Origin of the sequence: Thermodesulfobacterium sp. TA1 (assembly GCF_008630935.1) — a bacterium.
Lineage (GTDB): Bacteria > Desulfobacterota > Thermodesulfobacteria > Thermodesulfobacteriales > Thermodesulfobacteriaceae > Thermodesulfobacterium.
This window is the reverse complement of sequence record NZ_CP043908.1, coordinates 206,630-226,718: the sequence shown is the minus strand read 5'-3', so window position 1 is coordinate 226,718 and position 20,089 is coordinate 206,630. Positions and strand designations below refer to the sequence as shown.

General features: G+C 36.6%; 24 protein-coding genes and 1 tRNA gene. 12 read left to right on the top strand and 13 right to left on the bottom strand.

Annotated elements, in window-relative coordinates; translation table 11 throughout:
• The first annotated feature begins 2 nt into the window (after nucleotides 1–2).
• Genes fabG through F1847_RS01135 form a run of 3 tightly spaced genes read left to right on the top strand, consistent with a single transcriptional unit; the run spans nucleotide 3 to nucleotide 2,064 of the window.
• Entirely contained in the window at nucleotides 3–749 is a 747-nt protein-coding gene (gene fabG, locus F1847_RS01145; RefSeq protein WP_150071282.1) for a 3-oxoacyl-[acyl-carrier-protein] reductase, read from the top strand.
• A gap of 51 nt (nucleotides 750–800) precedes the next feature.
• A complete protein-coding gene (locus F1847_RS01140; RefSeq protein WP_150071281.1) occupies nucleotides 801–1,187 on the top strand; it encodes a secondary thiamine-phosphate synthase enzyme YjbQ in 387 nt (128 codons plus the stop codon).
• A 4-nt stretch (nucleotides 1,188–1,191) separates the two neighbouring features.
• Entirely contained in the window at nucleotides 1,192–2,064 is an 873-nt protein-coding gene (locus F1847_RS01135) for a lipopolysaccharide assembly protein LapB (RefSeq protein ID WP_150071280.1), read from the top strand.
• A 62-nt stretch (nucleotides 2,065–2,126) separates the two neighbouring features.
• On the opposite strand, the gene F1847_RS01130 is transcribed toward F1847_RS01135, so the two are convergent.
• Entirely contained in the window at nucleotides 2,127–3,767 is a 1,641-nt protein-coding gene (locus tag F1847_RS01130) for a 2-isopropylmalate synthase (protein ID WP_150071279.1), read from the bottom strand.
• A gap of 70 nt (nucleotides 3,768–3,837) precedes the next feature.
• The gene (locus F1847_RS01125; protein ID WP_150071278.1) at nucleotides 3,838–5,055 is read right to left on the bottom strand and encodes a putative DNA modification/repair radical SAM protein; all 1,218 of its coding nucleotides are present in this window, start codon (nucleotides 5,053–5,055) and stop codon (nucleotides 3,838–3,840) included.
• Between the two features lie 29 nt (nucleotides 5,056–5,084).
• On the opposite strand from F1847_RS01125, the gene F1847_RS01120 reads away from it, so the two are divergent.
• From F1847_RS01120 to F1847_RS01110, 3 genes are read left to right on the top strand one after another with little or no spacing between them, the layout of a single operon-like run.
• On the top strand, nucleotides 5,085–6,026 hold the full coding sequence (locus F1847_RS01120; RefSeq protein WP_150071277.1) for a DUF523 and DUF1722 domain-containing protein: 942 nt from the start codon (nucleotides 5,085–5,087) through the stop codon (nucleotides 6,024–6,026).
• Between the two features lie 53 nt (nucleotides 6,027–6,079).
• The gene (locus F1847_RS01115; RefSeq protein ID WP_150071276.1) at nucleotides 6,080–6,556 is read left to right on the top strand and encodes a rhodanese-like domain-containing protein; all 477 of its coding nucleotides are present in this window, start codon (nucleotides 6,080–6,082) and stop codon (nucleotides 6,554–6,556) included.
• Nucleotides 6,557–6,559: 3 nt separating this feature from the next.
• Entirely contained in the window at nucleotides 6,560–7,888 is a 1,329-nt protein-coding gene (locus tag F1847_RS01110) for a radical SAM protein (protein ID WP_150071275.1), read from the top strand.
• On the opposite strand, the gene F1847_RS01105 is transcribed toward F1847_RS01110, so the two are convergent.
• A complete protein-coding gene (locus F1847_RS01105) occupies nucleotides 7,885–8,724 on the bottom strand; it encodes a 50S ribosomal protein L11 methyltransferase (RefSeq protein ID WP_150071274.1) in 840 nt (279 codons plus the stop codon). The two genes, F1847_RS01110 and F1847_RS01105, sit on opposite strands and share 4 nt — an antisense overlap.
• A gap of 224 nt (nucleotides 8,725–8,948) precedes the next feature.
• Between F1847_RS01105 and F1847_RS01100 the strand changes: the two genes are divergently transcribed.
• Nucleotides 8,949–10,151, top strand: coding sequence for an MFS transporter (locus F1847_RS01100; protein WP_150071273.1), 1,203 nt, complete (start codon nucleotides 8,949–8,951; stop codon nucleotides 10,149–10,151).
• Here F1847_RS01100 and F1847_RS01095 read toward each other — a convergent pair.
• The 8 genes from F1847_RS01095 to F1847_RS01060 all read right to left on the bottom strand — a co-directional run bounded on the left by F1847_RS01095 (nucleotide 10,148) and on the right by F1847_RS01060 (nucleotide 15,592).
• The gene (locus F1847_RS01095) at nucleotides 10,148–10,411 is read right to left on the bottom strand and encodes a hypothetical protein (RefSeq protein ID WP_150071272.1); all 264 of its coding nucleotides are present in this window, start codon (nucleotides 10,409–10,411) and stop codon (nucleotides 10,148–10,150) included. The two genes, F1847_RS01100 and F1847_RS01095, sit on opposite strands and share 4 nt — an antisense overlap.
• 159 nt (nucleotides 10,412–10,570) lie before the next feature.
• A complete protein-coding gene (locus tag F1847_RS01090; RefSeq protein ID WP_168194230.1) occupies nucleotides 10,571–11,848 on the bottom strand; it encodes a hypothetical protein in 1,278 nt (425 codons plus the stop codon).
• The gene (locus tag F1847_RS01085; protein WP_150071270.1) at nucleotides 11,835–12,695 is read right to left on the bottom strand and encodes a cytochrome b N-terminal domain-containing protein; all 861 of its coding nucleotides are present in this window, start codon (nucleotides 12,693–12,695) and stop codon (nucleotides 11,835–11,837) included. The genes F1847_RS01090 and F1847_RS01085 overlap by 14 nt, the downstream gene beginning before the upstream one ends.
• Nucleotides 12,682–13,077, bottom strand: a complete 396-nt coding sequence (locus F1847_RS01080; protein WP_150071269.1) for a ubiquinol-cytochrome c reductase iron-sulfur subunit — start codon at nucleotides 13,075–13,077, stop codon at nucleotides 12,682–12,684. The genes F1847_RS01085 and F1847_RS01080 overlap by 14 nt, the downstream gene beginning before the upstream one ends.
• Nucleotides 13,078–13,125: 48 nt before the next feature.
• Nucleotides 13,126–13,689 (bottom strand): hydrolase, encoded by a 564-nt coding sequence (locus tag F1847_RS01075; protein WP_150071268.1) that lies wholly within the window; start codon nucleotides 13,687–13,689, stop codon nucleotides 13,126–13,128.
• A gap of 30 nt (nucleotides 13,690–13,719) precedes the next feature.
• Nucleotides 13,720–14,343: a Holliday junction branch migration protein RuvA gene (gene ruvA, locus F1847_RS01070; protein ID WP_150071267.1), complete on the bottom strand. Its 624-nt coding sequence runs from the start codon at nucleotides 14,341–14,343 to the stop codon at nucleotides 13,720–13,722.
• Nucleotides 14,328–14,846, bottom strand: a complete 519-nt coding sequence (locus F1847_RS01065) for a crossover junction endodeoxyribonuclease RuvC (RefSeq protein WP_150071266.1) — start codon at nucleotides 14,844–14,846, stop codon at nucleotides 14,328–14,330. Before F1847_RS01065 ends, ruvA begins: the two co-directional genes overlap by 16 nt.
• Entirely contained in the window at nucleotides 14,843–15,592 is a 750-nt protein-coding gene (locus tag F1847_RS01060; protein ID WP_150071265.1) for a YebC/PmpR family DNA-binding transcriptional regulator, read from the bottom strand. Before F1847_RS01060 ends, F1847_RS01065 begins: the two co-directional genes overlap by 4 nt.
• A 97-nt stretch (nucleotides 15,593–15,689) precedes the next feature.
• Here F1847_RS01060 and F1847_RS01055 point away from each other — a divergent pair.
• From F1847_RS01055 to ribD, 5 genes are all read left to right on the top strand, one after another.
• A tRNA-Leu gene (locus F1847_RS01055) sits at nucleotides 15,690–15,774 on the top strand.
• A 142-nt stretch (nucleotides 15,775–15,916) separates the two neighbouring features.
• A complete protein-coding gene (locus F1847_RS01050) occupies nucleotides 15,917–16,396 on the top strand; it encodes a flavin reductase family protein (RefSeq protein WP_150071264.1) in 480 nt (159 codons plus the stop codon).
• Nucleotides 16,397–16,399: 3 nt separating this feature from the next.
• On the top strand, nucleotides 16,400–17,005 hold the full coding sequence (locus tag F1847_RS01045; RefSeq protein ID WP_150071263.1) for a tetratricopeptide repeat protein: 606 nt from the start codon (nucleotides 16,400–16,402) through the stop codon (nucleotides 17,003–17,005).
• 25 nt (nucleotides 17,006–17,030) lie between these two features.
• Nucleotides 17,031–17,492: a DUF1992 domain-containing protein gene (locus F1847_RS01040; protein WP_150071262.1), complete on the top strand. Its 462-nt coding sequence runs from the start codon at nucleotides 17,031–17,033 to the stop codon at nucleotides 17,490–17,492.
• A gap of 2 nt (nucleotides 17,493–17,494) precedes the next feature.
• Nucleotides 17,495–18,628, top strand: a complete 1,134-nt coding sequence (gene ribD, locus F1847_RS01035) for a bifunctional diaminohydroxyphosphoribosylaminopyrimidine deaminase/5-amino-6-(5-phosphoribosylamino)uracil reductase RibD (RefSeq protein WP_150071261.1) — start codon at nucleotides 17,495–17,497, stop codon at nucleotides 18,626–18,628.
• Here ribD and coaE read toward each other — a convergent pair.
• Entirely contained in the window at nucleotides 18,606–19,166 is a 561-nt protein-coding gene (gene coaE, locus F1847_RS01030) for a dephospho-CoA kinase (protein ID WP_150071260.1), read from the bottom strand. The genes ribD and coaE overlap by 23 nt on opposite strands.
• Entirely contained in the window at nucleotides 19,163–20,080 is a 918-nt protein-coding gene (locus F1847_RS01025) for an RluA family pseudouridine synthase (RefSeq protein WP_150071259.1), read from the bottom strand. The genes coaE and F1847_RS01025 overlap by 4 nt, the downstream gene beginning before the upstream one ends.
• Between the last annotated feature and the right edge of the window lie 9 nt (nucleotides 20,081–20,089).

Below are 20,089 nucleotides of genomic sequence, written 5' to 3'. Positions count from 1 at the left end.
AAATGGAACTTGAAGGAAAGGTGGCTTTAGTAACTGGAGCCTCAAGAGGTATAGGTAGGGCTATAGCCTATCAACTGGCTAAAGAAGGGGCTGAGGTAATCATTAACTACAAAGGGTCTGAAGACAAAGCTAAAGAACTGGCTTCTGAAATAGAAAGTCTAGGGAGAAAAGCCCATCTTTCTAAGTTTGACGTAGCCAACCCTGAAGAGGTTAAAAAAGCAATAAAAGAAATAGAAGAATCTATAGGTCCTATAGAGATTTTAGTAAACAATGCAGGCATCACCAGAGATGCCTTGTTTTTAAGGATGAAGGAAGAAGACTGGGATTTAGTCATCAAAACCAACCTTTACTCAGTCTTTTATGTTACTCAAGCGGTTCTTCCGATGATGACTAAAACTAAGTGGGGAAGGATTATCAACATCTCTTCGGTAGTAGCTTTTAGCGGAAACCCAGGTCAAACCAACTATGCAGCAGCCAAAGCAGGGATCATAGGATTGACTAAATCTTTGGCTTTAGAAGTAGCCTCCCGCAACATAACCGTTAACGCAGTCGCCCCAGGTTATATAGAAACCGATATGACAAGTAAACTTCCCGAAAAAGTTAAAGAGGCCTTTTTGCAAGAAATTCCTCTAAAAAGACCTGGAACACCAGAAGAAGTAGCTTATCTTGTATGTTTCTTAGCAAGTGAAAAGGCAAGCTACATCACCGGTTGTGTTTTTCATGTTAACGGTGGTTTGTTAAGAATTTAAATTTTTTTGTGTATTGACTTTTATAAATTTTTGGTATATATCAAAAAACATATGGAAGTAATCACTGTTAAAACCCATAAAAAAGTTGAATTGATCGACATTACTGAAGAAGTAGTAAAAAGACTTCCTCCTAAGGATGGGATTTGTGTGCTCTATGTTCCTCACACCACAGCAGGGATTATCATTAACGAAGGGGCAGACCCGTCGGTAAAAGAAGACCTAATTATGGCTTTTGAAAGGATAGCCCCAGAAAATCTTCCATATAAACATTTAGAAGGAAACTCTCCAGGACATGTAAAATCTTCTCTTACCGGTCCTTCTCTAACCTTTATTGTGGAAAAGGGCAAACCTGTTTTAGGAACTTGGCAAAGAATTTTTTTCGCAGAATATGACGGACCAAGGACAAGAAAAGTCTTTCTAAAATTTTTAGAGGGTTAGGGCTATGAAAAAACAATTGATTTTATTAGGGATAGGGGTTGGTTTAGTTTTAGGAGGATGTAGGGCTAGTCCTCAGTATTTTGAACAAAAAATTTCCTCTCATAAAGAGATAGCCCAAACCTTTATCCAAGAGCGACGTTATACTGAGGCTTTAAAGGAACTTGAATTAGCAGAAAAATCAAGCCAGTGCGACATCTGTAGTATAAGAAGAAATCTACAGCTTTTAGAAAACGCAACCACTCAAGGCACGATAGAGGAGCTTAAAAAGGCTTTACAAAATGAAAGAAAAAAATGCGACCCAGAGGTTTATAATCTTCTTGGTTTGGCCTATATGGGAAAAAATGACTACGAAAAGGCTAAACAAGCGTTTAAAGACGCTATTGCTATTAAACCTGACTATGCAGAAGCCTATAACAACCTTGGTTCTTTAATGATCCTTCAACAAAACTACACAAAAGCCATAGAATACTTAGAGATAGCTATCCAAAATCCTTATTATGTAAATGCATACATGGCTAAAACTAACTTGGGCTGGGCTTACTATCTTGCAGGACAAAAAGAAAAAGGAATAAATACCTTACTTGAAGCCTTTAGAGAAAATCCTCGATATCCTAAATCCTTAGTCTATTTAGGTTATGTATACCTTAATGAAAACGACCTTTCTGCTGCTAAATTTTACTATAAAAAAGCCTTAGACGTAGATAAATACTCCAGTGAGGCAAGGTTTTACTTAGGGGAAATAAACTTTAGAGAAGGTAATTTAAAACTGGCTAAAGAATTATGGCAATCTATCATTTGGCTTGACCCTGATTCTCCTTGGGCAAACAAAGCTGCAGAAAGATTATACTTTTTAGAACGTGCTTATAATAGACAATAAACAAATAAAGATTAGACCTTAAGCTAAAGGCCTAATCTTTAGCTTAAGGCCTAATAAAATTATTAATTAGCTAAAGTTAATGCTTGTTTCTTAAGTTCTTCTCCTTTTTCTTTTAAAATTTCCAAACGATTTAAGGCCTTTAAAAAGGCTTTTATACTAGCTATTACAATGTCTCCGTCTTTGCCAAGTCCTGCGGTTCTTATACCTGTCTCGTCTTCTATAATAACCCCACATACACCTTCTGAAGACGTCCCACCGGTAAGGGCGCTAATGCTAAAGTCTATAAGTTTTAGATGTTTTTTACCCTGTTCTTCTCCGTTAAAACTATAACCTAAAGCCTGGGCCACTGCTTTATAGGCTGCATCAATAGGTCCTATTCCTAAACCTACCGCTACCTTATTACCTAAAAGTCTGTCTTCTATCTCTAACTGAGCTAACGGTTTCAACGATCCACTAAAAACACTTATCACCTGAGAAGAAACCAAGGAATACCGGTACTCTTTTTCACAGAACAAATCAAGCAGGATCCCTTCTATATATTCTTCATCTATCTTTCTTAGAACGTCTTTTAGTTCTGCCCTAAATTTCTCAAAAACTTTAGTAATTACCGTATCGTCAAATTCCCATCCTCTGCTTTTCAGTTTAAAAGATAAAGCGTGTCTCCCTGAGTGTTTCCCAAGAACGATGGCAGAACCGGTCCAACCTACCTCTTCTGGTCTAATGATTTCGTAAGTGGTTCTTTCACATATTACCCCATGTTGATGGATACCAGATTCATGAGCAAAAGCATTAGCCCCAACGATAGCTTTGTTAGGTTGAACCATCATCCCGGTGTATTTAGAAATAAGCTGACTGGTAGGGACGATTTTTTCGGTAGCTATGTTTACCTCTAAAGGATAACCTAACGATTTTTCAAAGAAGTCCCTTCTAATCTTAAGTGCCATAATCACTTCTTCCAAGGCAGCATTTCCTGCTCTTTCGCCTATACCGTTTATCGTACCTTCTATCTGAGTGGCTCCGGCTAAAATTGCAGAAAGTGAATTAGAAACCGCAAGGCCGAGGTCATTATGACAATGAACCGAAAGTCTTAAACTCCCGGTCCTAAGGTCTTCCTCATATCCAGCGGCTATCAACCTTTCTACCAAAAACTTAAAAAGATTATAATATTCTTGCGGAACGGTATAACCTACGGTATCAGGGATGTTTATAGTGGTAGCTCCAGCCTTTACTACCTCTATCACCACGTCAGCCAAGTAATTCCAATCACTTCTGGTAGCATCTTCAGCAGAAAACTCTACATTAGGACATAAAGAACAGGCATACTTTACCGCTTCTCGGGCAATCTCTAACACCTGAGCCCTATCCTTTTTTAGCTTGTATTTAAGATGGATGTCAGAAGTGGCTATAAAAGTATGAATACGAGGAGAAACTGCATGTTTAATCGCCTCCCAAGCAACCTCTATGTCTTTTTGGTTAGCCCTGGCTAAGGCAGCTACAGTACACTTTTTTATTTCCTTGGCTACGGTTTTTACAGCCTCAAAATCCCCAGGAGAGGTTATAGGAAATCCAGCCTCTATAACATCTATACCTAATTCCTCTAAGGCTTTAGCTATTTCTATTTTTTGTTTTAAATCAAGAGAAACCCCAGGGGACTGTTCTCCATCCCTAAGAGTAGTATCAAAAAACACTATTTTAGGGTTCAAGGTATCCCTCCTTGATAGAATTTTAAATTAAAATTTTATACCTTTTTTAAATTTTGCCAACGTTTACCTTTTAAAACAGGCTGAGCTGCTCCAACTTAAAAGGAAGTTTTTCCAAATTTTTTGAGAATTTGGTCAAAGTCTTACCTCTAAGAACGATAAAGTTTTTAGCTCTTTTTAAAGAAATACCTATATTTTTTAGTGTATCTTCGGTTATTATTCCTTCTTTTCTTGCTTGAATAAGCTTTTTAGCTGAGACAGGGCCTATCCCAGGAACCCTTAAAAGTTCCCAATAGTCTGCCTTGGTAATTTCTACAGGAAAGAAATCACGATGTCTTAAAGCCCAGGCTAATTTAGGATCTATGTGAAGTGGCAAGTTTTCCTCTTCTTCAAAAAGTTCTTCCAAATTAAAACCATAAAACCTCAAAAGCCAGTCTGCTTGATAAAGTCTATGTTCTCTCAAGAAAGGAGGTTCTTTTAACAAAGGAAGGGCTGGATCATGATTAACAGACACATAAGCAGAATAATAAACTCTTTTTACCATCCCTTTTTGATAAAGGGTTTCAGCTATTTTTAGGAAGTTTTTATCAGGGTCAGAGGTTGCTCCAACGATAAGCTGAGTAGAGACAGAGGCTTTAAATTCTTTTTCTTGATATACCTCTTTTATAACTTTTAAAGGAGGGTAAACTAACTCAAAACTCTTTTGAGGGGCAACTTTTTTTAAACTTTTTTCGGTAGGAAGCTCTAAGTTTGAGCTTACTCTATCTGCCAAAAAAAAGGCCTCTTTTATAAGTTTTGAAGAAGACCCAGGTATAAGTTTAAGATGAATATAACCATTAAACCGGTATTTCAACCTTAAAATTTTAACTGCTCTCAACATCAACTCCATTGTATAATCTGGGTCTCGATAGATGCCTGAGCTTAAAAATAACCCCTTTATATAATTTTTCTGATAAAACTCCATGGTAAGAAAGGCGACCTCTTCGGGGCTAAAAATAGCTCTCGGAATGTCGTTTTTTATCCGATTTATACAGTACTTGCAGTCGTTTACACAAATGTTGGTCATAAGGATTTTAAGGAGAGGCATACATCTTCCGTTTCCTGACCATACATAACAAATCCCTTCTAATCCCTGAGTATAGGTTTCCCTTGTTCTACCTGAACCACTACAAGTGTTGTCATATCTTGCGGCTTGAGACAAAATAGAAAGTTTGTGTAAAAGGTCTTTTTTCCGAAAGAAAAATTGGAAACTCTTCTCTTTTGGTTGAAACTGTTTTATAATGTCTCGCATAAGAAAAAATTTAAAATTATGGTTTAAAAATGTCAAGCAACTATCCTAAACCTAAATTAGTAGTAAGTGCCTGCCTTCTTGGAGAAAATACAAGATACGATGGTAATCCTATCGTATCTCCTCTGGCTAAAAACCTTTCTAAATTCTGTGAGGTTATCAAGGTCTGTCCAGAAGTAGCCATAGGGCTTCCTGTACCAAGGGATAGGATTATCGTATACCAAGAAAGAGGTAAGCTTGGTGTTTTTCAACCAGCCCAAAAAAAGGACCTTACTCAAGAAATGCTAAATTTTTCCCGGGAATTTCTTGAAGGGCTCAAACATATAGATGGTTTTTTATTAAAAAGTCGTTCTCCTTCCTGTGGAGTCTCAGGAACCCGCTGGTATAAAGACAAAGAAGGAACCTTGCCTATAGGAAGAGGAAAAGGCCTTTTTGCTATAGAAGCAGAAAAACTCTACCCAGACCTTCCGATAGAAGATGAAGGTAAGCTCCATGACGCTTTTATTAGGGGAAATTTTCTTACTAAAATTTTTGCTTTAGCAGACCTAAGAGAATTTTTAACTAAAGCATTATCTATAAAAGACCTTATCGGATTTCATCAAAGGTATAAGTACCTTCTTATGAGTTGTTCTCCAGAAGGGCTTAAAAGATTAGGACAGTTGGTAGCTTCTGCTAAAGATTTATCTTTTAAGCAAGTATTGCAAAACTACCAAACCCTTTTTATAAAAGCCTTATCTCAACCTCCTTCTAAAGGAAAAGAAACAAATACCCTTCTTCATGTGTTTGGACATTTTTCCTCTAAACTAAAACCTAAAGAAAAAAATCATTTCCTATGGTTGTTAGAACGTTATAGAAAAAACAAAATACCTAAGACTACCTTGATTGAAATCCTTAGAAATTGGGCTTTTAGGTTTGAAGACCTTTACCTTATCAACCAAGCCTTTTTAAATCCCTATCCCCTTGACCTTGAATAGTTTGTGTTTTAAATTTATTCTAATAATAAACCACAGAAAGAGGGGGTGTAAAAATGAAAAGAATTTTTCAAAAATTAGTTTTAGGTTTATTGGTATCTTTTATATGGTTAGGGCAGGGGTTGGCTTATGATGTAGACCTTGCTAAAAAATTTGATGCCTTTTTTTCTAACCTTACCCCAGAGGTAATAGCTAAAAAACCTTGTATGATAAGCGTAAAAGACCTTTTTATAATGCTTGAGAAAAAAGAGCCCTTTGTAGTCTTAGACATAAGAACCCCTCAAGAAAAGCAAATCATCAAGGTTTCTCTTCCTAATACTATAGAAATCCCTATGCACGAACTTTTTAAAGAAGAAAACCTAAAAAAACTTCCTAAGGATCGGATAATAGTGGTAATTTGTCATACCGGAACAAGGGCTGTAGCTGCAAGCCTGCCTTTAAACATTTTAGGATATAAAACTTTGGTTCTTGACGGTGGAATTTCTGAACTTGCTAAAGCAGCCGGAAGAAGCGTAGTGGGGCTTAGTTGGTAAAGGTTGGAAGTAGATTTTTTACTTATCAACCCCTGGATCTATGATTTTTCTGCCTATGATTTTTGGCTAAAACCCTATGGACTTCTTTATATAGGAGGAAAGCTAAGAAAATTAGGATATAAACTCTATTATTTAGACCTACTTGACCCTTTTAATAAAGACCTCCCTAAAGCTCCCAAAAGGCGAGAATTTGGCACAGGGCATTTTTATAAAGAACCTGTGCCTAAACCCTATTTTTTTCAAGACGTACCAAGAAGGTTTTACCGATATGGACTTCCTTTTAAGGTGTTTAAGCATAAAATATCTGGCCTTAAGTTTAAAGCAGTCCTTCTTACCTGCACCTTAACTTATTGGTATCCCGGTCTTTTTTCTGTGTTAAACTTTTTAGCTAAAAACTATTCTAAAATACCGATTTACATAGGAGGTATCTACCCCAAACTCTGTAAAGAGCACCTTGCTGAGTTTTTATCTCAGTATAAAGACCTTGAGGTTTATGTAGTAACCCAAAACGACACAGAGTTTTTAACCCATATTAAAAGTAGATTTCTACCTTCTGGTGAAACCTTTCCTAATGAATATCCAATTTTTGACCTGCAAACCCAGATTCCCTATGTAGTTCTTATGACCAGTCTGGGTTGTCCCTTTAACTGCCCTTATTGTGCCTCAAAAAGGATTTATCCTTCATATCAAGAAAAATCCCCTGAAGAGGTATGGGAGGAGGTTCTATTTTGGCACCAAAATTATGGAGTAAAAGATTTTGCTTTTTATGATGATGCTTTACTTTTTAACTTTGAAAAAAGGCTAAAACCTTTTTTAGAAAAGGTTATAAGTTCTGGGTTACACTTAAGGTTTCATACCCCTAATGCAGTCCATGCAAGGTTTATCAACCAGGAGGTAGCCTTGCTTTTAAAACAAGCAGGGTTTACAACCATAAGGCTTGGGCTTGAAAGGGTGGAAAACCGCTTTGACCAAAAGGTTAATTTAGATGAATTCTTAGAAGCTGTCTCTTATCTAAAAAAAGCAGGGTTTAGCCCCAAAGAATTAGGGGCTTATCTTCTTTATGGTATTCCTGAAGAAAATTTTAAAGAGGTTGAGAAGGCTATCTATTTTCTTGAAAAAGTAGAAATCTCTCCTTATTTAGCAGAGTTTTCTCCTATCCCAGGAACTCCTTTTTTTGAAATGGCTAAGGCTGTTTCTCGGTATAAAATAGAGGAAGACCCGATTTTTCATAATAATTCTATCTTTCCTGTTTTAAAAAATCCTAATTGGGAAGAAATAGAAAGGATAAAAGGCTTAGCTAAGGCTGTAAGACAAAGGCTAACAAGCCTTTAAAATATCATCCATAAAAAAGACCATTCTTTTAAACTTTTCTGACTAAACAACCTATAACCAAGACTTTCATAAAGCTTGACAATCTCTTCAGAGTCTTCGTTTAATATACCCGTCAAAAAAAGGTTGGTTTTATCTTTTTCGGAAAGTTCAACCACTTTAGGGGCAAGGTTTTTAAGTTCTCTATAACCTATGTTAGCTATTATTAAATCAAACTTTTCAACCGGCACCTTAGTTCCTACTAACACCCTTCCTTCTACTTGGTTTAACTTAAGGTTGTCTAAACATGCCTTAATAGCCTCTTCGTCTATGTCTACTGCCCAGACTTGAGCCTTAGGTAAAAGCTTAGCACAAGTTATGGCTAAAATACCTGTGCCACAACCAAGGTCAAGCACCTTATACGGATATTCTTTTTCTTTGGTTAAAGAAAATAGCTCTATATGTTCAAGCATCATCTGGGTGGTGGGGTGATGGCCGGTGCCAAAGGCTTGTCCAGGTTCTATCCAAATAATCACCTCACCTTGGCTGCTAAAACCTTTTTCCCAAGGGGGAACCACCCAAAGATGCCTTCCTACTTTTAAAGGTTTAAAGTTTGCCTTCCAAATTTCTGCCCAGTTTTTTTCTTCAAGCAGCCTATATTCTATTTCCACAAAAGGATACTTAGCCAGTGCTTTTTCTATTTCCTCTAACTCTGGGCTATCTTCTTTAAAATAAAACTTAAAAACTACTTCATCCTCTTGATAAGAGGTTTCCCAACCTTGAGATAACCTTTGATAAAAAAACTCTTCTATCTCTTCTTCTTTATCCTTAGGGGCTTTAACCGCTATTTCATAAATCATCCAATCCTCCACCCTTTAAACATTATTTTAATCCATCTTTCTGTTTTACCCAGATCAAAAGCCCAAAAGCTTTAAAAAATTTGGTTTAACTCCTTAGCTACTATGCCCTTTCTTACACAAAAACCAGAAAAATTTAGCCAACTCGCAATAAGCTTGTTTTTGTGGTTAGATACGATAGTTTAATCTGTGATAATCTAAAAATTGGTTGTAAAATAGGTGCCTATATGAAAAAAACATCTACAGAAGCCAAAAAACTTTTTTATTTAGGTTTTATCTACTTTTTTTCAGGGCTTCCTTTTGGTTTTTTCTATACTTTTATCCCTGTATTTTTAAGAACCGAAGGGGTTAGTTTAGTAAACATCGGCCTTTTTTCTTTAGCCAGCCTTCCCTGGAGTTTAAGGCTTGTTTGGGCTCCTTTTATAGACCGGTATCTTCATAAAAGCCTTTGGATGGGATTTTCTTTAGTAGGTATAGGAGTAAGTGTCTTGTTTTTAAGCCTTGTTTCTCCTCAAGATGAACTATTTTTTTCTTGTCTTTTTCTACTCTGTTTCTTCTCTTCGGTTTTTGATACTGCAGCCGACGGGTTTGTGGTGGAATGGATAGCCCAAGAAGCCTTAGGAAAGGCTAATGGATTAAGGATTGCAGCCTACCGGGTATCCTTAATCGTTTTTGGAGGTGGGTTGGTAGCGATAAGTCATTACTTAGGTTTTAAACCCATTTTTTATCTCATCTTTATGATAGGTTTATCAGTAGGGAGTTTTCTATCCTTAAATCCTTTTCTCAAACACAAAATATCACAAAAGCCTCACTCTTTAAAAGAGCAATTTATCTTGCCTGTTAAGGAAATCCTAAAAAGAAAAGGGGCATTTTATCTTTTTTTGTTTGTATTTAGCTATAAGATTGGGGACTCCCTTCTTGGGGCTATGGTCTATCCCTTTTGGGTAGACCGAGGCTTTTCCCGTTTAGAAATAGGGATGATAGCAGGAACGATTGGGAGTCTTCTTACCATTCTTGGTTCTCTTTTAGGGGGTTATCTCTCAAGCCAATGGACGGTTAAAAAATCTTTGCTGATATTAGGTTTTTTTCAGGCCTTTTCTAACTTAGGCTACACCTTAGCCTCTATCCCTACCTTACCTAAGCAAACTGTTTATTTGGCTTCCATCATAGAAAGTTTTACCGGAGGACTTGGGACGGCAGCCTTTCTCACCTTTCTTACCAAACTTTGCCAAAAAGAATTTTCTGCAACTCAGTATGCAGTGTTTTCTACCCTCTTTAGCCTTTCTTTAACCTTTTCAAGAAGTCTATCAGGTTTTTTAACCACTTATTTGGGGTACACCTTCTTTTTTGGACTAACCTTCTTGATTTCTTTACCTGCCTTTCTTTTGATACCTAAAATAACCAAAGACCTAAACTCTAAACCTTTTTAGAAATTGCTTCCATAAGGGCAGGTTTTCTTAGGAGGCCAGTTTTTAAATATGACGTCATTTTCTTGATGGCATTTCAAGCAAAAACCCACTCTTAAGATCCTCTTAAGTTCTTCTTGGTTAAACGGGCGCAACCCAGACCGAGAAAACTTTACCAAAGTGGTTCCGTTTAAATTAACCATTTGAGAAAGACAAACCTTAGGAGACTTAACAAAAGGTTGTTCTAAGTTGATCACCTCTAATCCGTTTTTTCCCTTAACCACCTTCCCGTATCCTAAACCTAAGGTCTTGGGGTCTTGATGACAACTTCTACAAGAACGCCCTTTTTTATCGGTGCTGTGAGGGTTAAGTTTAGCAAAAGAAAGGCTTTTAATCTCTTTTTTTACCTCTCCTTTTTCTGAGAGGATGGTAATAAAGTCTTGTCAACCAGGGGTAACGGTAACTATGGTTTGATTGCCCTCTACAGCTAAAGTAGGAGAAGTAAGCCTTCGATAAGACTCATGCTCAATCCAAAGTCCTTTGGTTTCTTTAGCCAAAACTTTATCTAAATGAGTATCCCTTGGGTCATACTTTATATGGCAACCATAGCAATCTGGAATATGCTTAGCATGACAACTAACACAGGTTAAACGCCTATGATAATAAATTCTACAAGGTTTAACCGGCTTTTTTATTAAAAGCAACGAACTTTTTTCTTTGGTTTCTAAAAACACTTGGGAGCCCTTTTTCTTAAAATTTTTAAGCCTCCTTCCTTTTTTGGTAATCCCGGTTCCATCATGACAGGTTTCACAAGTTACCTCTAAGGCTTGGTGTAGGTTTTCATAAAAATTTCCATCTCCCATAACTTCTTCTTTGGTATGGCAGTCTATACAAGCTAAGCCTTTTTCAAAATGCACATCAGGAGAAACCCGGGTTAACAACCTTCCATCAATCCAAACCGTGTCCCCAATACCTCCTTGTTCGTTTTCATAAAGTCCCTGATAAGTAAACCCTATCCTTCCACTACGGTTATGGCACCGCACGCAGTTTTCCATAGGAGGATACTTTACAAGCTTAGGATGTAGTTTTTGCGAATTATTTTCCTTCTCAGGTTTTACTAAATGACAAGCAGTGCAACCGCCTCCTTTTTCCTTTAAAAAATAAGGAAGTTTTCCTTTTTCTAACCAAAGATGGCAGCTACCACAAAGCTTTTTATAATAGTCTAATCCTAAACTATTTCGGGTCTTATAATAAACCTCTTTTTGGTAAAGTTTTTCTACGGTTAGGTTAGGATACAGAGATAAAATCTCTTTTTCTTCAAAAACCTCAAGCAACCGTCTTATCATCCCGTGGTTGGTAGCCATAAGTGAGTTTTTAACTTGATTTATCTCTGTAGGATGGCAGCCTGGTTGACCGCAAGTGAGGTGGGCATACCTTAAGTCTCCTGGATTTTTTATTAGTCTTTTATGGGCTTCTTTAAAATCTAAGGTATAAGGATTTCCTAAATGACAATAAGCGCAGCCGAGAATTTTTTTCTCGTGAACCTTTTCTGGGACCACCTCTTGATGACAGGCTACACATAACTCTACTTCCCCTGAGGTTAACCTAAAAGGTTCTTTTTTTTCTCTATGGGTTTCCTTATAATATAAAACCATCAAAAAGATTAAACCGGCTAAAAACCAAAAGGTTTTCGTTTTTAAAAATTTTTTAAAAATTGGCATCTCTGTAGATGAGAAGGCTAAAGATAAGGTAAACCATACTCCATAAAATCAAGATAATCATCATCCAGGGATTAAACCTTCTTAAAGGTTTAAATCCTAAAAAAATAACTAAAATCAACGCCAAAAAAAGGAAACCAAGGACCGATAAAGGAGGGAAGAATTTTAAAAGGCCTTGAGCTCCTAAGAAAAACCAAGGTCCAGTAACCAAGAACTTTCCTTTCTCGGTTTCAAGAGGCATATATAAAAATAAAGATAAAATAAGGTTTAAATAAAGATAAGGCACATAAGCTAAACTAAAAATCCTTTTTAGAGAGGTATGCCAGACAAAAAGTCCGATAGCCAAGAGAAAAGAACCATAGATATGTGCTAAATAAACTCTATAAAGACCTCCTTTAGAGATAGGAAAAATTAGGTCTCTTAGGAAACTACCTATCCAAGGTATACTTAAGCAAAGATTTTCTGCTATATTGCCTGCAAGTTTTCCTACTTCATCAAACCTGATGACATATCCGGTAAAAACTAAAAAAAGAAGGACCACAAAGCTTATAACCAAAAAAAACCAAGAGATAAAATTTTTTCTATGATGCCATCCCTTTAAAAGGCTGTCTATCATATGAAAGAAGGTGGATACCAAAGCTATCTGAGAAGAAAAATAATGAAGATTTCTAAAAAATCTGCCAAAAGGGACTGTAGCTTCTAACCTGATTACACTATAGAGTGGGTCGGTGTAAAAATAATGGTAGCTTACTACTATACCTGATAAAATCGAGATTAAAAGGCTTATCAAAGAAAGGTTAGCTATAAAAAGATTTATTTTAGAACAACGATCCTGGTTAAATAACCTCAACCTCTAAACCCTTAGAGTTAAGCCTAAAATTATAGGTTTGAAGATCTTTTTTAGCAGGACCTGAAAGAAATTTTCCTTTTAGGTTAAACTTGCTCTGATGACACGGACAAACAATCAAGCTTTCTTCAGAAGAATAGTTAAGCAAACAGCCTAAATGTGGACATCTTCTAGAAAAAACCCGAACCTCTCCCTCGGTTTTTAAAATAATAAAACTATCCTTAAAAAGGATCCCTTTAGCCTTTTCGATCTCTTCAAAGGAAATCCAAACCTTCTTAGGAGGGGGAGAGGATAAAGTGGTAAGGTTTTTAAAAACCCCATAGGTCAAAAACCCTAAAACCCCTAAAGAAAAAAGTCTTAAAACACTTCTTCTATTCGTCTTCATCTATAGTTCCAATAACTTTTTCCTTTCTCTTTTTTAATAGACAAAAACCTATTTAAAATAAACAGATAGCTTTTTAAACTCCTCGGTTCCTGCTCTTTGTAAAAGTTGAAAAGTAATGGTTTCGGTATCAACAGGCAGAGCCCCTGCAAGGATGCTAAGTTGAAGGCCTGTTTTCCAGTTTTCCTCCCTTCGGCTACATACCGCATCCTTAGGTAAAAACACACAATATCCTTTATTAAGAAGGCTTAAAGCGGTTTGATAAACACAAATATGGGTTTCCATCCCTGTAAGGATTACCTTACGGCGTCCAAAAGCCTCTAAACTTTCTAAAAACCTTTGTTCTCCACAACAATCAAAGGTTATTTTTTCTATAGAAGTATATTCTGGAAGAACCGTTTTTATCTCTTCTATGGTTGGACCAAGCCCTTTAGGATATTGTTCAGTAATCATTATAGGAATACCCAAACCCTTAGCAACTTCTATAAGGATAGAAATGTTTTTTATTACTTTTGAAACTACCTTTTCTTCCATAGCCTTAACCAATTTTTCTTGTACGTCTACTATAACTAAAACCGCCTCTTCAGGTCTAATAAAATATTTTTCCCAATCCATTTTAAACCTCCGAAATATTTTCCGACGTTCTTATTCAAAACTTTCTTCTTTAAGACTTGGGGCTAATTCTTTTAAAGCTTTTTTAACCAACTCGTCTAAGGTATCTCCTTCTTCAAAAACCTTATACAGAATCGGTTCTACCTCTTTAGAACCAAAACCTAAAGATAAAAGGCAAGCTTTAGCCTCTTCAAGGACCATTTCTTTTTCAGGAGGCAAGGTCATTCCTTTAAAGGTTGGTTTTAAAAAAAGGTTTTTCAGGTCTAAAAAAAGTTTTTCTGCCCTTTTAGGTCCTATACCAGGTACCTTAGCCAGTTCTTTCCACTGTTTTTCGAGAACTACCTGTCTTAACCTTTCGGGAGAAAAAACAGAAAGTAAGTTTAACGCAAGCTTAGGCCCAATTTTAGAAAGGGTATTAAGTTTTATAAAAAGGTCTCGGGTCTCCTTATCTAAAAATCCGTAAAGCTCTAAAAATTCGTTTTTTCTGATAAAACTAACCACATAAAGGTTTACGGTTTGGTTAATAAAGTTGGCTCTAAGCACTTCTACTAAGTTTAAAGGAACAAAAACTTCAACACTAAAAAAAGGTAAAGGCTCAAGGATCACTTTGTTAGGAGGAAAAACACTTCTTAAAACCCCGTTTATACAGAAAAACAACCTTTACCCCCGACTTCAAAAGACAGGAAAAGCGCAACGGATAAAGCGTCTACCCTATGTGAGTCTAACTTAATCCCTTCACTTTTCTCTGCAAAAGAAAGAAATCCTTGTTGGATTAACAAGTTAATTCGGTTCATCATATCTTTTTTTTTGGCATTCCCGTTTTGGGTTAAAAAACTTTTTATCTCCTTAGGATTAAAAGTTTTTACTCTTAGATTGTATAGCCCAGAAAGAAGTAAGATTATCGCTTGGGCCTGAGAAAGCTTTAAGGTAGAACTTCCGGAACCGCGGGTAAACACCTCCTCTACCGCTAAAAAATCAGGATTAAAAGTAATAATAATTTGTTTAAGCTCCTCAAAAATAAAAGCCAGTTTTTGGGGAAGACTAAAATCTTCAGGGGGACTAATTGTCCCCCAAGCCTTGACCTGAAATCCTTGCAAAACTTTTTCTAAGCAAGCATAACCTAAATGGTTTATACCTGGGTCTATCCCCAAAATTTTCATCTATTCAATTTTTCCATGATATTTTCTGGGATATCAAAGTTAGCATAAACTTGCTGGACGTCATCATTATCATCAAGGGCCTCTATCAGTTTTAAAAGAGTGCTGGCGGTTTGTTCGTCAGAGATAGGCACAAGAGTTTTTGGAACCAAGGTAAGTTTAGCAGAAAGGATTTCTATACTGGCTTCTTCTAAGGCTTTTTTCACTTCTTCAAATTGAGAGGGCTCAGTAATGATTTCTATTTCGCTTTCGTATTCTTTGGTATCTTCAGCCCCTTTTTCTATGGCTATTTCCAGGACCTTTTCTTCGTCTTTTTTGGGAACTACTATCAATCCTTTATGCTCAAAAATCCAAGAAACCGCTCCTGGCTCTGCAAGGTTACCACCATTTTTACTAAAGATATGTCTTACCTCAGAGACCGTTCTTCTTCTATTATCAGTAATAGCATGCACTAAAATAGCCACTCCTCCTGGTCCATAACCCTCTAAAATCGCTTCTTCATAATTGGTTCCTTCTTCTTGTCCTAAAGCCTTTTTGATGGCTCTTTCTATGTTTTCCTTAGGCATATTAGCTGCTCTTGCTGCTTGGATGGCTGTCCTTAACCTTGGATTAAGTTCTGGGTCTCCACTTCCTCCGGTTCTTACCGCAATGATGATTTCTCTAATTAACTTTGTAAACATCTGACCTCTTTTAGCGTCTTGTACAGCCTTTTTTCTTTTTATCTGAGCCCAATGGGAATGTCCAGCCATAATATCACCCCTTCTTTTAAAAAGATTTTTTTCAATAAGTATAATAGGTCTTGCCAAAAATTCAAACTCTATTAAAATAGGTTTTGAGAATTTTTCCGCCGGGGTGGCGGAATTGGCAGACGCGGTGGACTCAAAATCCACTGGGGTTCACCCCCGTGCGGGTTCGACTCCCGCCCCCGGCATTTCTAACTTTTGATCTGTTTTTACTTTAATTCCCTTCACCAATCCTTTAATAAAACTTCTTCTTAAATTTGATTTTTCTTTTCTAAATTTTATAGTAAAATTGAATAATAAGACTTAAAAAATCAAATCGGAGGACAACTAATGGGAGTCCAAAAAATTTTATCTCAATATATACCTCAAGGTGTATTTATTATTACCTCTAAAGCTAACGATAAAATAAACGGAATGACAGCTGCATGGGTTTCTCAAGTTTCTTTTAGACCTCGTTTATTAGCTGTGTCTATAGCTCCCCTAAGATATACCTATGAGCTTATCAAACAATCAGGGCTTTTTTGTATTAATGTTTTAGGGAAAAGCCAACAAGACCTTGCCAAACACTTTGGGTTTAAGAGCGGAAAAAATGTTAACAAGTTTGAAAACATCCCCTATACTTTTTCGTTAAACGGAATGCCTGTATTAAAAGAAGCCATAGCCTATTTTGAATGTGAGGTTTATGGAGAATGTAAGGCAGGAGATCATATAATAGTAATCGGTGAGGTAGAAGATTTTCAAATCCTTAAAGAAGGAGAGGAACCACTTATTTTTAACTGGGACGACTATTTTGGAGGGCTTGAGGGATAAGCTATGAACTTAGGGGACAAACTTTTATATTATTCTGAGAAACTACAACACTTTTTTGACCGTTATTTAAGACTCATTTTAGTTGGGATCGTCATCTTTGTAGCCTTAGGGGGTTTATGGGGTGGAATTAGGTATTACTTAGCCAAAAAAGAAAAGGAGGCTGCCTTTGAGCTTATCAAGGCTGTGCAAAGCCCAAATTTAATAGCCTCTTTAGAGCAAATAAAACAAAAATATCCCAACACCCCTGCAGGTGTAGTCTCTGGTTTAATTCTTTCAGATTATTACTATCAACAAAAAAATTTTAATAAAACCCAAGAAATCCTTCACTTATTAAAAAAAACCTATCCAGAAAAAGTAAAAGGCCTTGTCTGGTATTATGAGGCTAAAATAGCAGAATCCCAAGGTAGTTGGGAAAAAGCCTTTGGATTATACCAAAAAATAGACCAAAAATATCCTGAACTTCAGGATCTTATTCTATTAGACTTAGGGAGGGCTGCAGAAAAATTGGGAAAAACCCAAATAGCTAAGGATTACTATCAAAAAGCCCTTAATCAAGTAAAAGATGAGGTGTTAAAAGGAATAGCAGAGACAAAACTAAACCAGCTTTAAAACAAAAAATAGCTTAAATAAAACCATGAGCCTTCTTATTTTTAAAAGGCTTGCCGAAGAAAGAATAAGAGAAGCTATGGAAAACGGAGAGTTTGACAACCTCGAACTTAAAGGCAAACCTCTGAAACTTGAAGAAAATCCCTTTATTCCTGAAGACTTAAGAGTGGTCTATAAAATACTACAAAACGCAGGCTTTTTGCCTAAAGAAGTAGAGCTTAGAAAGGAGATTTCTAAATTGGAAGAACTCTTAGAAGAAGACCTTCAAGATGCTTACTCAAAAATCAAAAAACTTTCTACCCTTCTTTTCCATCTAAACCAAATAAAAAAAGGGCCTATCAACATCCCTGACGAATACTTTAATAAAGTAGCTGAAAAAATTAAACTTGCAAAGGAAAAAGCTAAAGAACCTACCGAAAAAAAAGAAATAAATTGGATGAAATTACAAACCTTTCTTTACATCTCCTCTTTAAAACCTAGAAGAAAGTAAAAATGAAGAGGCTTTCTGACGAATTTCTCATGAAACTCGCTATCAAAGAAGCCAAAAAAGGGCTGGGTTATACCTCCCCTAATCCAGTAGTAGGAGCGGTTTTGGTAGACCCTATTACCCAGGAAGTAATAGCCAGAGGTTATCATCAACGCTATGGAGGTCCTCATGCTGAGGTAGTAGCCATAGAAAAGGCTAAAGGTCAAACCCAAGGGGCAATACTTTATGTTACTTTAGAACCTTGCAATCACTACGGCAAAACCCCTCCTTGCACCCAAAAAATCTTATCAAGTGGTATTAAAAAGGTGGTCTGTGGAATAAGAGACCCAAACCCTATCGCTAAAGGTGGGCTTGAATTTCTTTCTTCTAAAGGAATTGAGGTAAAAACCGGTGTTTTAGAAAAAGAAGTAAAAATACTGACTCGGTTTTTCCTTAGCAGGGTTTTAAGGAAAAGACCTTGGGTTTTGATGAAAGTAGCCGCAAGCTTAGACGGAAAAATCGCTATTTCTACCGGAGATTCTAAATGGATTACAGGAGAAGAGGCAAGAAAATATACCCATAAACTAAGGGGTATGTTTGATGCTATCCTTGTAGGGAAAAATACGGTTTTAAAAGATGACCCACTCCTTACCTGCAGGTTAAATAAAGGCAAAAACCCCATAAGGATAATTCTCGATACTCATCTTAGCTTAAACTTAGATTATAAAGTTTTCAAAACTTTGAACGAGGCTCAGACTATCGTAGCTTGCCAAGAAAAAGTTCCTTCAGAAAAGGTAGCTATCTTTGAAAAAGCAGGGGTTATCCTTTGGAAGCTTCCGCTAAAGGAGGGGCAGATAGACCTAAAGGCTCTTATGGAGAAATGCTTAGAATTTGGTATAAATTCTTTGATGGTAGAAGGTGGAGCCAAGGTCCATGGGAGTTTTTTAAAAGAGCGGTTGGTTGATGAGGTCTGTTATATGATAGGCCCCCTTATTATAGGAGATAAAGAAGGTATTCCTGCCGTAGAAGGTAAACCTTTAAAATGTCTAAAAGAGGCTATAAGACTTCATGAGGTTAAGGTAAAAAGATTAGGAGACTCATATATGTTTCATGGATATACAGAAGAGGGTTTGCGACTTATTGAAACTCCTTTAAGATAGCTTTTATCTCTTCTCTAAGCACCTCTATAGGCTTTTCTGAGGAAAAAACCCTGTTAGCCTTTTTGGCCTTTTCTTCCAAAGGAAGTTGCAGGTTTGCCAGCTTCAACATCAAGTCTGGGTAGGAAGACTTCGTCCTTATCCTATCTTCCTGGGTCTTTTTTGAACAAAAAACCACCCAAACCTCGTCAAACATATCTTCCCAACCACATTCAAACAAAAGAGGAACCTCTACAAAAACAGCTTTTTCTCCTTTTTGCTCACAGGTCTTTGAAAACTTTACGAGTTCCTCCTTTACTAATGGATGTAAAATCTCTTCTAAAGCCTTCCTGGTTTTTTCATTTTCTAAAATTTTTTTAAGAATTTCCTTTTTATCTAAGGTTTTAAACAAACCGAAAATCTTTCGAGTTATTTCAGGTTGTAAATAAAGACTTTTAACGACTTCATCACAAGAAAAAATAGGAAACCCCAACTCTTTTATAAGATGAAGCAACGTAGTCTTCCCTGTAGCAACCCCACCGGTAATGGCTATTTTTTTCATTTTTTAAGCAAGGTGAGATAGTTTTTGAAATCCTCTGGAATAGGGGTCTCAAACTCCATTTCCAGATTGGTCTTGGGGTGTAAAAATTTTATACGAAGGGCGTGAAGCATCAACCTTTGAGGTTTAGGTACATCAGTTTTTAAACCACCATAAACAGGATCTCCTAAGATAGGATGACCTAAGTGAGAAAAATGAACCCTTAGTTGATGGGTTCTTCCTGTAATCGGTTTAGCCAATACCAAAGAGGCTTTATAAAGATACTCTTTAACTTCGTAAAGAGTAATAGCCAATTTGCCTTCTTTTAAAACAGCCATCTTTTTCCGGTGTACCGGATGTCTACCTATAAAGGTTTCTATCCTTCCTTGTTTAGGTTTGAGATGTTTATACACGATAGCAATATAAGTTTTTTCTATCTGTTTTTGTTTAAATGCCTCTACCAATTCTCTATGGGAATGATTATTTTTAGCTATCAACATAATTCCTGAAGTATCTTTATCTAAACGATGGACTATCCCAGGACGGATTTTTCCTCCTATTTCTGAGAGGTTTTGAAGCTTTTTTAACAAACCATGAACCAAGGTATCGTCTTGATGTCCTGGGGCTGGATGAACGACCACCCCAGAAGGTTTATTAATAACCGCTATATGTTCATCTTCATAGATGATGTCAAAAGGCACATCCTTAGGTTTAAGTTCTAAAGGTTGGGGGGTAGGGACCTTAATCCTGATTAAATCCTGAAGTTTTATTTTATAACTTGGTTTTACTACTCTTTCATTTACCTGAACTAAAGAGGCCTCGATCAATTCTTGCAACCTGCTTCTACTTAAATCTGGGAGCTTTTCTTTCAAAAAAAGGTCTAACCTTTTACCAACTTCTAATTCTTCTACCTTAAACTCAAAAATCCTTTCTTCCATGATGGTTTA